This is a genomic window from Microcoleus sp. B7-D4 (genome assembly GCF_036705125.1).
GTDB lineage: Bacteria > Cyanobacteriota > Cyanobacteriia > Cyanobacteriales > Microcoleaceae > Microcoleus.
Genome location: NZ_JAUBTT010000154.1, coordinates 1 through 11548, shown reverse-complemented (window position 1 = coordinate 11548; position 11548 = coordinate 1). Strand labels below are relative to the sequence as shown.

The window sequence follows — 11548 nt, the reverse complement described above, 5'->3', positions numbered from 1 at the left end:
CTCACTATTGTCTCGGATGATTCACTTTTACCCCCTCACTCCGTGTATGTGCCAGTTGGGGGTGCGGAATGTGGGTTTAACCGAATTGAGATTATTAAATTCTTCCTTTCTTCTTCCTTTTTTCCTTCAAGTTCTTAGCGCCTTCGCGGTTCATTAAATAAAGACTTTTCAGACACAAAAAGAGCTTAAATAATGTTTTTGCCCGATCGATCGAGTACCTCCCCAATCGCCTGCACCAACTTGTCGGGGTCTAAAGGCTTACAAATGTGTCGCTGGAACCCCGCAGCCAGGGCCTGCTGATAGTCAATTTCTCCAGCATAAGCCGTGAGGGCGATCGCCGGAACCAGTCCCCCTTTGTCAGGCGCCAGAGCCCGAACCTGTCGCATCAACATATAACCGTCGGTATCGGGCATTCCAATATCGCTCAACAGCAAATCCGGCACAGACTGGGTTAAAAACGCCAAGGCATCGGCGGCGTTAGCAACTGCTGTCACACTTGCCCCACAATCCTCAAGCAGAAAAACCACTAAATCTCGCGCATCGGCATCATCATCCACCGCTAACACCTTGATACCGCTCAAATTGAAGGATTGGCCCGGCGACGCAGTTCCCACAGGACTTGTCGGAGATTGCACGGGCATCAGAGGTATCCTGACAGTCAAGGTTGCACCTTGTCCTTCGCCGGCACTGTCGGATTTCACCGTGCCGCCGTGGAGTTCGACGAGATGGCGGACGATCGCCAATCCTAAACCCAATCCGCCAAACTTGCGGGTAGAAGTGCTGTCAGCTTGCCGGAAGTAGTCGAATACATAGGGCAGAAAATCAGGTTCGATACCTTTTCCCGTATCAGTTACAGTAATTTGGGCCAAGGTGTCCACCCGATCGAGAACGACTTCAATTTTGCCGGACGGCGGGGTGAACTTGACGGCATTTGACAGCAAATTCCAGACTACCTGCTGAAGTCTGCCCGCATCGCCCAACACCGGGCCGAGATTCGGTGCAAATTGAGTGCTGATTTGAATCGACTTGACTTGGGCCGCCAGACGCACCGTTTCAATAGCAGCGCCGATTACCTCGGCTAAATCCACAGGTGCAATATTCAAGCTGACCTTGCCTTGCAGAATCCCCGACACGTCGAGCAAATCTTCGATAAGCTGGGTTTGCAGTTTGGCGTTGCGCTCGATCGTCTCTAAGGCATAACGCTGCTTTTGGGGTGTCAAAATGTTCGATTGAAGCAGCTTCGCCCAGCCCATAATCGGGTTTAAGGGAGTCCGCAATTCGTGGGACAAAACCGCCAAAAATTCGTCTTTGACGCGGTTAGCCTGTTCTGCTTCTTCCCGCGCTGCCTTTTCCCGTGCTAGAAGGCGTTCCCGTTCTGCTTCTGCAAGTTTTCGATCGGTAATATCGGTGTTGGTGCCACACCAGCGCAGCACCTGGCCTCGATCGTCGCGAATCGGCACGGCGCGGGAGAGAAACCAGCGGTACGATCCGTCTTTGCCGCGCAAGGGGAAAGTATCTTCCCAGAGTTCGCCTGTTTCAATGCAGCGCCTAAATTTTTCGACAACGCGATCGAGGTGTTCCGGGTGGTGTACCAGTTGCCAGCCCCAGCCTAGCATTTCTTCTAGCGTTGTGCCCGTGTACTCAAACCAGCGCTGGTTATACCATAAACTCCCGCCAGTGGGATCTGTGATCCAGGCCAACTGAGCGATGTTGTCAGCTAGAGCGCGGAACCGAGCCTCGCTTTCGTGCAGCTCATGCAGGGCTCGCGCGTGCAGGATCACCACCCAGAGGCGAGCCACCACTTCTTGCATCAGCCAAACTTCATCGGGCCGCCAGTGCCGAACCACCTTTGATGTCACCACCAAAAGAGCCACCCAGCGCCCTTCCTGAAGGCAGGGAACATCGACCAAAGCGCGAACCGACACGGCACCGTAGTTATCGACCAAATGCGCTGTATGGGGGTGATTAGCGATATCTGAGATGACAACTGTTTGACCTGCGATAGAGAGAGCTTTAAGTTCTGGCGTCTTAAAGTCTGAGATTTGATAGGTGCCGACGACGCTGGCAAGGTCGGACTGGTGCCAGTCTTGCTGGACAATTACTAGATCGGCTTCTACATCGATTTCGTGCCACACGCAGCGATCGACCTTTAAATATTCTCCCAGACTTTTCATGGCTTCCCACAACATTTCTGCGGGGTTGAAGCGCTGCCGCAAGCGGGCTTCGAGATCAGAGAGAAACTGCTCGTTGAGTTGGGCTTGTTTGCGATCGTGAATATCAGTATTCGTGCCGATCCACTCGACAATCTGGCCCGCTGCGTCGCGAATTGGCACGGCGCGGGACAAATGCCAGCGTTCCATTTGGTCTGCTGCCCGCCGGAGGCGCAGCTCAACTTGATAAACTTCTCCGCTGATTAGACATTCTTGCCAGCGGGCCCAAGATTCTGCCAAATCCGAGGGCGGGACTAGGGATTCCCAATTGCTTTGAACGGCTTCCTCGTAAGACATTCCCAGATATTCCAACCATTGTTGTTGATTGGTAAAGCGAATTTCCCCGGCGGAACTTACGTTCCAAATCAGGTGGGGCAGCGACTCAGCCAGGAAGCGAAAGCGGCGGTCGCTTTCTGCTAAGCTTTCTTCTGCTCGTTTGCGATCGTCAATATCAATCCCTATCCCGGCCCATTGCACCACCTTTCCCCCCCTGTCTTTGACGGGAACAAGTCGCGCTAGATGCCAGCGATAATTACCATCAAACCTGCGTACCCGACACTCGAATTCGTAGGCTTCCCCTGCTGCAATCGCAGGAGTGCGCGTGGCGACAACTGCTGGCAGATCATCAGGATGAAATAATTGCAGCACCGGTGCAGCCAGCGGCAATTGTGCTGGGCTCATGCCCGTATAGGTTTTCCAGTGTTGGTTGGCAAACTCTAACCTGCCGTCGGCGGTGTTGATCCACATTAATTCCGGAACCCCATCGGCGAGGGTGCGGTAGAGATTTTCGCTGTGTCGCAGTGCTTCTTCTATTTGCCGGCGCTCGGTTTTGTCCTGCATAATTTTCAGGAAACCTTGCACCTCGCCGGCTGCGTCGCGCAGGGGTCTCACCAGCCCGCTGCCCCAAAAGCGACTGCCGTCTTTGCGGACGTGCCAGCGCTCGTTTTCTGCCTTTCCCTGAGTCAGGGCGATGTGCATTTCTGCTTCCGGCTTTTTGGCTGCAGAGTCTTCTGGGGTGAAGATGATTCGTCCGTGCTGCCCGACGATTTCAGCTTCGGAATAGCCCAGCACTCTCTCGGCCCCTGCGTTCCAACTGGTAACGTGTCCGCCGATGTCGAGGGTGATAATGGCGTAGTCTTTGGCGCTGTCGAGAATCAACTGCAGGTGGGTTTCACGATCGCGCAGTGCTGCTTCTGTTTTTTTGCGCTTGGTAATGTCGCTGGTGAAGCCGACAACTTTGGTCACTTCACCTTGCTGGTTGCGGATCAAACAGCCGCGTTCCCAAACATCGATCCAGCGCCCGTCTTCGTGCCGGACTCGGTACTCGATTTCATAGCGATCGGGAATATTCAAGATTGATTGCCCCCCGGCTTGGATGCGTGCCAAATCGACGGGATGGATGCGTTCTCTCCACCACTCTGCTGTTGCGGGTGCATCCTCTGGGCAGACACCGACGATCGAGCACAGTCCCTCGGAACGGTAAACTGAGTTTGCTACCAAATCCCACTCAAACACCATGCCGTCGATCGCTCTTGTAGCTAACTGAAAGCGGTTGTTGCTTTCTTCCAAAGCGAGTTCGGCCTTTTTGCGATCGGTAGCATCAAATAATACTCCGATAAACCGCACTGCTTCGCCTGCCGCGTCGTAGAGATAGCGCCCGAACGCTCTCAACCAGCGGATTTCTCGTGTGTCGGCCCGGATGATCCGGTATTCGGGGGAGTAGAGCGTTCTCGTTTGCCGAGCTGTTTTGGCTGCTTGCATGACTTGCTTTAAGTCGTCTGGATGCACGCACTTTTCCCACACATCCGCGCTTGCTTCGCCGCCCGGTGTCTGTTCGCAGCCCAAAATGCTGAAATGGGTCGCCGACCAAATTACTCGATGTGTTCGCACGTCAAAATCCCAGGTTGCCATGCCTGAGCCTTCGATGGCGACGCTCAAACGTTCTTCGCTTTGTTTCAAGGCAATTTCAGTTTGTTTGCGATCGCTGATATCTGTCAGGGAACCCACGGCCCGCACGGGATTGCCTGACTCGTCCCAAATTGCTCGCCCTCTGGCTAAAACCCATTTGTAGCGCCCGTCCCCACAACGGATGCGGTACTCGCAGCAGTAATGTGAGGTTTCTCGATGCAAGTGCTGCTGCCAATTGCTTTGCATTATCTCCACATCATCGGGATGAATGTAGCTCAAAAATTGGCTGAAGTTTTTGACTTCTTCGGGCCCACGTTCCAAAATCTCTAAAAAGCGATCGCTCACTACAGAGCAATTTGTTTGCAGGTTGTGATCCCAAATGCCGTCGTTGTTGCCGGCACAGGCTAGCTGCCAGCGTTCTTCGCTTTCTCGCAAAGCTTCTTTGGTTCGATCGGCGCGATCGATTTGTAGGGCGGCAACGGCAAAGTCTGCTAGGGCGATCGCAATCCGCAAGTCTTCGGCATCGAATTGGCGATCGGAATCGTGAGATACAATCCATATTGCCCCCAGCGTTTGATTTTCTGCTTGCAGCGGCACAACTAACGCTTCGGCGATCGGCTTTTCTAGCTGCTGTAAGTCGGTGAAGTATTTTTCTGGAGCGAAGTAAAGCTGGGGAGTTTGGCGATCGAGACCGACTCCCGACAAACGCAATGTGCGGGGTGTGTTTCTGTGTTCTGCGGCTTCCCACGCGCCCGCCAAGGCTTCCCACCGAAAGATTTGTTCTGAACTGGCATTTTCTTCTAACAAGCAGACTCCGACGCTTCCTGCGTCGCACAAATCTTGAGCGATCGCAACCAGTGTTTTGAGCAGCGTGCGGGGGGAGGTTGCCAGTTGTCGGGCCAGCGTTTGCAGCGCTCGGTTTTCTGCTTTGCAATCGTGGGATCGAGGGATGCGGCGCGACAGTTCATCGGCGATCGGAATGTCGGTTAAATTAGTTTGTGGGGTTTGCCAAGCTTCCATCAATTAGTCATCTCTACGTCTTTCGGTCTGAGCTGGCGAGCGTATATTATCAGCGCCCTCTTAAAGCATCTGCTATATTATAGGCTCTACCCACATACAGAATATGCGCTCTATCTGGGAAATTACTTTTTAGTTTTCAGGCTAGGGCGTGTTTTCTCTCCCCAGAATTGCCTTAAATTGTAGGTTGGGTTGAGGAACGAAACCCAACATTTTTCGTAGATTTGTTGGGTGGCGCTACGCTTAACCCAACCTACAGAATAGGCAAGAAAACACGCTCTAGTTGACTGCCTTGGTTGCCTATGCTCTTGCCGCCACCTTATGCACAATTTTATTCCAGAATCGCGCTTTTTTCCATATCTGACTTGGACAGAAATTGAGTCTATGCCGGATAAGGAAAATATAGTTATCATTCAGCCGCTAGGTGCGATCGAACAGCACGGCCCCCATTTGCCTTTAATTGTAGATGCGGCAATTAGCGCGGCGGTGATAGGCAAAGCGCTGGCCAAGTTAGACGCAAATATTCCCGCGTATGCTTTGCCGCCTTTGTACTATGGCAAGTCGAACGAACACTGCCATTTTCCCGGTACAATTATGCTCAGTGCTCAGACACTTTTAACAGTATTAGGTGAAATTGCTGACAGTATTTATCAGGCAGGATTTCGGAAATTAGTGTTAATGAATGGTCACGGCGGACAGCCGCAGGTAGTGGAAATTGCGGCGCGGGATATTCATCAAAAATATCAGGATTTTTCGGTTTTTCCGCTGTTTGTTTGGCGGGTTCCGAATGTGGCTGCTGAATTATTAACTGCGAAGGAGTTGGAGTTGGGAATTCACGCGGGTGATGCAGAAACGAGTTTGATGTTGTCAATTTTGCCGGAACAGGTGAAAATGGAACTGGCTGTTTGCGAGTACCCGCAGGGTTTACCAACAGACAGTTTGCTGAGTATGGAAGGGAATTTGCCTTTTGCTTGGCTGACGCGAGAGTTGACACAAAGCGGTGTGTTGGGCGATGCGACGGCGGCGACGAAAGAAAAGGGAGCTCGTATTCTCGAATCTCTCTCTGACGGTTGGGCACAAGTTATCAAAGATGTTTACAAATTTCGCCAGCCGCGTAGTAATTAAAAATTAAGAATTAAAAATCAAAAATTGTTCTAATTTGTGTCAAAATGAGTCTAAGAAATTTTTTGAGTTGGAAAACTAACGATGAGTGTAAATTCTAAATTGCAGCGCGCTTTTGAGCAAGGTCGCGCCCTGAAAATTATCAGCGGTTTAAATAATTTTGATGCTGCCAACGTTGCGGCTGTCGTCAAAGCAGCGGATCTCGGCGGTGCTTCCTTTGTCGATATTGCTGCAGATCGAGATTTGGTATTGATGGCAAAACAGTTGACAAATTTGCCAATTTGTGTATCGGCAGTGGAACCGGAAAAGTTTGTGGCTGCGGTAGAAGCCGGCGCTGATGTGATTGAAATTGGTAACTTTGATGCTTTCTACGCAGAAGGCCGTCGCTTTGAAGCTGAGGAAGTTTTGCAGTTGACTCGCGAAACTCGATCGCTATTTCCGAACATCACTCTTTCTGTGACAGTTCCCCACATTTTGGCACTCGACAAACAAGTGCAATTAGCAATTGAATTAGTCAAAGCTGGGGCTAATATCATCCAAACCGAAGGTGGCACCAGCGCTCAACCAATTCACGCCGGCACATTGGGATTAATTGAAAAAGCAGCGCCTACTTTGGCTGCAGCCTTTGAAATTTCCCGCGCCGTATCCGTCCCCGTACTCTGCGCTTCCGGTATCTCCAGCGTCACCGCACCCCTCGCTATTGGAGCCGGTGCTGCAGGTGTTGGTGTCGGTTCTGCTGTGAGCCAACTTAATAGCGAAGTGGCGATGATTGCGGCTGTTCGCAGTTTGGTTGAAGCTTTGGCTTTGGTTTCGCGATCGCACTTGTCGGCTTCCATTTAATTAAGAAGGAAGTTCGGCAACGGATTCTGTAACGGATGTAACGGATGTCAGGGAGAAGGAAGAAGGATGTTCGGCAACGGATTCTGTAACCGATGTCAGGAAGAAGGAAGAAGGAATATTTTTTCCATCCCCACTCTCCCCTTCTCCCACTCTTCCCCTCTTCCCCTCTTCCCCTCCTCCCCTCCTCCACTCTTCCACTTTTCCACTCTTCCTTAATAATTGATAAACCACACGGCATAATCATCTAATAACTGATTGTTGCGGGAGGTTACATCAACTGATTCTAACTCAGATAAAGGCAACATAAACTTTTGGCGATCGCTGACGCGCTGCACTTCCACAAATATGCCTTCTTCCTGAAGCACCAAATCCTCCAACCGATTAATTGTGAATCTATCAGTATAAGAAGGTTGAGTTTTTTTGAGCCGTGCATATTCTTTTTTGCTGCCCCCACCCATTGTATATTCTTCTTCCCATTCAAACTCTTCTATGCCGGTAACGTGGCAGGGTAGTTGAATATTTTGCTTGATGTAATCTAGATATTTGACGGAATTTTTTAGGCTGAAATCAATATTTTTTGACCCCAAAATCTTGCTGATTTTAGTTTCAAATTGCGTATTATTAAATGGCATATTTTTATCGATATGCGCTAACATTTCTGGATCGAACCCCGCTCTCAATTCGGATAATTCCTCCAGCAGGCTCTGAAAGTCGTTGACCGGTTTCGGTCTTCTGCCTGCTACAATGGTTTCATCAAGCTGAACTGGAGGAAGTTCGGATGGTAAAGGAAGGGATTGGCTTTGATCGGGGCGATCGTCCACTTTAGGCTTGTTAACTTTAGACTTGTTAACTTTAGACTTGTTAACTTTAGACTGGTTAAGTTTAGGCTTGTTAAATTTAGGCATCGCTCGGTCTCGCTGGCTCGGTTTATCAATAAAGTATATCTTGGCAGAAGTACATTCGTGTATGATAGGAGGAATCTGTAATGCAACTACTGAAATCACCTGATGAATCGCCAGTCTATCAAGGACAATTCGGCGAATTTACAATTACTCAAAACGATCGCACGGGAGTGTTGATTTACCGCGCTGGATTGGGGGTGGCGGCGCTGTGTTTTGCGATCGGCACTACTCTGGTGCTACAACAGGGCGACAACCCGATGGCAATCCAAGCTGTAACGCCTGTTTTTGCTTGTTTCTGGATAGCTTTAGGCGTCAGCTTAGCAACTATTCACATTTACATGATTGCGCTGCACCGAACACTACAGGCGTTTTGGGCGATCGGTGGCGCGGCAGCATTGTTTGTCGCCCTACAAAGCAGCCAACCTCTAGCTTTAGCAGTGTACGAACATCCCGCCACGTTGTGGGGAATTGGCTTTACTTTTGCCGCATTAAATGGCATTTATTTTAAGGAAGCATTCTGCTTTAATCGCCTCGAAACTAAGTTTTTGACTCCGGGAGTTCCTCTCTTAATTTTAGGACATATTTTCGGCTTTTTGTCAGCCGAAAATGAACAATTTTTACTAGCAGTTTGGGCGGCTTTGTTTATCATCTTTGCTGTGCGTAAGTTTTTTCAACCAATGCCGCAGGATATCGGGGATAAAAGCGTTTTTGAGTATCTGAAACACCAATAATTTGGGAATGGGGCATTGGGAATGGGGCATTGGGCATTGGGAAATTCTATCACTTTCCCAGTATTTCCCTCTTCCCCAGTCTCGCCGAATCTGCCTCCATACCCGAAAACATCTAGATCGAGTTAAAATGAGAATTCGTCTAATCCGTCGTCGAGAAATCTGGGCAATTACTAGGGAAGGTTGGGTAATTGCAAGCGCGGGGTTGATAATTTTAATGCTCTTAATTATCACAAATATCCATCCATTTTTGGCGGTAAATGCGCCGATTAAAGCAGATATCTTGGTTGTCGAAGGCTGGTTGCCGGATTATGCGATCGAAAGTGCGATCGCCGAATTCAAAAAAGGCGAATACCGCCAATTAATTACCACAGGAGTTCCTTTAAGTAAAGGCTTCTATCTTGCTGAATATAAAAATTATGCCGAACTAACTGCCGCGACTTGTATTGCGCTAGGATGTGATAAAAACAAAGTAGTAGCAGTACCAGCAGCGAGTGTTGTGAAACACCGCACTGCAGCTTCTGCGATCGCCCTTCGAGATTGGTTTTCTACTTCAGGTTTAAAAGTTGACTCAATTAATCTTTATTCTTTTGGCCCTCACGCCCGCAGAAGTTGGATTGTTTTCAAAGAAGTGCTGAATCCTGACACTAAAGTCGGGATTATAGCGGCGGAACCGCAAGATTACAATTCCCAAGAATGGTGGAAATCGAGCGAAGGTTTTCGGACTGTGATCGGAGAAATTATTGCTTATATTTACGCCCGTTTTGTTGATTGGAAAACCTAGCCAGTAATTGTCAATCTTTCTCTTAATTCCCTTCGCGTTCTTCGCGCCTTCGCGGTTCGTAAAAAAATATTTATATAACAGTTTGAAATCCGTGTAAATACAGGACACGGCAGTGCCATTTCTGTACCCGGCTATCTGTGAAAATACAGGCCACGGCAGTGCCGTTTCCCTACCCAAGAAATAGAGGACACGGCAGTGCCGTTTCCCTACTATATTTAACCGAAGATGATAAAATTATTCTCAGATAAGTTGAGGGTAACTCGTTGCTAGAAGAACGCGCTTACTGGTTGGCATGGTCGCAGATTAACGGTATCGGGCCGATTTTGTTGCAAAGATTGCACCAAAATTTCAATAGTTTGGCAGAAGCTTGGACGGCAAGATCAGTAGATTTGATGCGAATCGAAGGCTTTGGCAAGCAGATAATTGAAACCATTGTGCAAGAACGAACTAAACTTAATCCTGAAGAATTTATCGAAAAACATCTTATAAAAAATCCCTGTTTTTGGACGCCTGCAGATCCAGATTATCCCCGCTTATTATTGGAAATTCCCAATCCGCCACCAGTGTTGTATTATCGCGGTTTAGTTGATGTAAAAGAGAATCAAGGAATTACGCCGACGGTGGCAATGGTTGGTACTCGCAGCCCTTCGGAATACGGCAGAAGGTGGACTCGCAAATTTAGTACGGCTTTGGCTAGAAGCGGTTTTACTGTGGTTTCGGGATTGGCTGCGGGCATTGATACAGAGGCTCATATAGGCTGTTTGGAGGCGGGAGGAAGGACTTTCGCAGTGGTGGGGACGGGAGTAGATATTGTATATCCTAAACAAAATGAGAGGTTGTGCGATCGCATTTTGCAGCAGGGATTGGTAATTAGTGAATATCCGGCGGGGACTCAACCGAATAAAACTAATTTTCCCCGCCGAAATCGCATAATTGCTGGCTTAAGCCGCGCTACAATCGTGATAGAAGCTCCGCATAAATCGGGTGCTTTAATTACTGCTTATCAAGCTAATGATTTTTGCCGGGATGTGTATGTTTTGACGGCAAGATTGGATGATGAGCGTTCGTTTGGGTGTTTGGAGTTGCTGAGTAAAGGTGCTCATCCGATTCTGCCTGGTCGCGATCGACTGTTAAGCGAAGACAGGTTGTTGGAAATGCTCGGAGCTATGCCAAAATTGGATAGAGCCGAGCAGTTGTCGCTATTTCCTCCAAATCCGACGGTTGAGAAGCAAGGGCCGCCGTTGGAGCCGGAATTGGCTAAGGTGTTAGGTGCGATCGTATCTGGGCCGATTTCTTTTGATGTAATTGTGGAAGCAGCGGGATTAGAAGCGGGAACAGTTTCTAGTATACTTTTGCAGTTGGAATTGTTGGGATTAGTTTCGCAGTTACCGGGAATGCGATATCAGCGGTGCTGATGTGAAAGAAAACTGGGCGGTTGAAACGGCGTCTACACAGACAAAATCCGCCTGCGCGGATTGAAGGCAACGGAGGACACGGCATTGCCGTTTCCCTACCCCAAAATAATCAATTTTCGTCGCTCGGATGTAAGCATCACGCGATCGATTGTAGGGACACGGCACTGCCGTATCCTGATTTCGGGTAACGGGTAAAATCAACCGGATTGGATGATGAAATTGCCCGATTGGGCGATCGGATATAACGATCGAGAACACGGCAATGGAGGACACGGCAACAGCGCAACTGGTGTCAACTTAAGGTAAAACCGATAGTCCGACAGGGAATGAATTCCCTGTCTCAAAGCTAAAGTCCTCGCTATGAGGACTGAAGAACTCATTAGTCCTCATAGCGAGGACTTTAGCTATTAGACAGGGGTTTCAACCCCTGGCTGGCGGACTGACGGATGAGCGAGAAGACTAACGGACTAAAAGCTTAAGTTGACACTAATGGGCAATGCCGTTTCCCTACCCAATCTCAAATCAATCCGAAATTAACAGCACTAATACTGCTAGCAGAAACACCATTGAGAGAAGCTAAAATCTCCCCAGTCTGTGCAAACCGGATTAAAGTTGCACCGCT

At 49.1% G+C, this 11548-nt stretch carries 8 protein-coding genes; 5 read left to right on the top strand and 3 right to left on the bottom strand.

The window, feature by feature from the left end:
- Positions 1-185 precede the first annotated feature (185 nt).
- Positions 186-5138, bottom strand: a complete 4953-nt coding sequence (locus tag QUB12_RS34915) for a PAS domain-containing protein (RefSeq protein WP_333310728.1) — start codon at positions 5136-5138, stop codon at positions 186-188.
- A gap of 318 nt (positions 5139-5456) precedes the next feature.
- Here QUB12_RS34915 and QUB12_RS34910 point away from each other — a divergent pair, with 318 nt between their 5' ends.
- Positions 5457-6260: a creatininase family protein gene (locus QUB12_RS34910; protein WP_333139087.1), complete on the top strand. Its 804-nt coding sequence runs from the start codon at positions 5457-5459 to the stop codon at positions 6258-6260.
- A gap of 81 nt (positions 6261-6341) precedes the next feature.
- A complete protein-coding gene (locus tag QUB12_RS34905; RefSeq protein WP_333139089.1) occupies positions 6342-7097 on the top strand; it encodes a DUF561 domain-containing protein in 756 nt (251 codons plus the stop codon).
- Here the strand turns inward: QUB12_RS34905 and QUB12_RS34900 are convergent, their stop codons facing one another.
- Positions 7098-7295 carry a hypothetical protein gene (locus tag QUB12_RS34900; protein ID WP_333139091.1) on the bottom strand — a complete coding sequence of 66 codons (198 nt, stop codon included), beginning with the start codon at positions 7293-7295 and terminating at the stop codon, positions 7098-7100.
- A gap of 14 nt (positions 7296-7309) precedes the next feature.
- The gene (locus QUB12_RS34895) at positions 7310-8002 is read right to left on the bottom strand and encodes a calcium-binding protein (RefSeq protein WP_333139093.1); all 693 of its coding nucleotides are present in this window, start codon (positions 8000-8002) and stop codon (positions 7310-7312) included.
- 80 nt (positions 8003-8082) lie between these two features.
- On the opposite strand from QUB12_RS34895, the gene QUB12_RS34890 reads away from it, so the two are divergent.
- The 3 genes from QUB12_RS34890 to dprA all read left to right on the top strand — a co-directional run bounded on the left by QUB12_RS34890 (position 8083) and on the right by dprA (position 10926).
- The gene (locus QUB12_RS34890; RefSeq protein ID WP_333055172.1) at positions 8083-8730 is read left to right on the top strand and encodes a DUF2301 domain-containing membrane protein; all 648 of its coding nucleotides are present in this window, start codon (positions 8083-8085) and stop codon (positions 8728-8730) included.
- A gap of 127 nt (positions 8731-8857) precedes the next feature.
- Positions 8858-9511 (top strand): YdcF family protein, encoded by a 654-nt coding sequence (locus QUB12_RS34885; protein WP_333310725.1) that lies wholly within the window; start codon positions 8858-8860, stop codon positions 9509-9511.
- 263 nt (positions 9512-9774) lie between these two features.
- Positions 9775-10926: a DNA-processing protein DprA gene (gene dprA, locus QUB12_RS34880; RefSeq protein WP_333310723.1), complete on the top strand. Its 1152-nt coding sequence runs from the start codon at positions 9775-9777 to the stop codon at positions 10924-10926.
- The last annotated feature ends 622 nt before the right edge of the window (positions 10927-11548 follow it).

What these genes read in the sequence shown, in the direction of transcription:
- QUB12_RS34915 (WP_333310728.1), bottom strand. Translation starts at nt 5,138, where the DNA reads ATGGAAGCTTGGCAAACCCCACAAACTAATTTAACCGACATTCCGATC.
- QUB12_RS34910 (WP_333139087.1), top strand. Translation starts at nt 5,457, where the DNA reads ATGCACAATTTTATTCCAGAATCGCGCTTTTTTCCATATCTGACTTGG.
- QUB12_RS34905 (WP_333139089.1), top strand. Translation starts at nt 6,342, where the DNA reads ATGAGTGTAAATTCTAAATTGCAGCGCGCTTTTGAGCAAGGTCGCGCC.
- QUB12_RS34895 (WP_333139093.1), bottom strand. Translation starts at nt 8,002, where the DNA reads ATGCCTAAATTTAACAAGCCTAAACTTAACCAGTCTAAAGTTAACAAG.
- QUB12_RS34890 (WP_333055172.1), top strand. Translation starts at nt 8,083, where the DNA reads ATGCAACTACTGAAATCACCTGATGAATCGCCAGTCTATCAAGGACAA.
- QUB12_RS34885 (WP_333310725.1), top strand. Translation starts at nt 8,858, where the DNA reads ATGAGAATTCGTCTAATCCGTCGTCGAGAAATCTGGGCAATTACTAGG.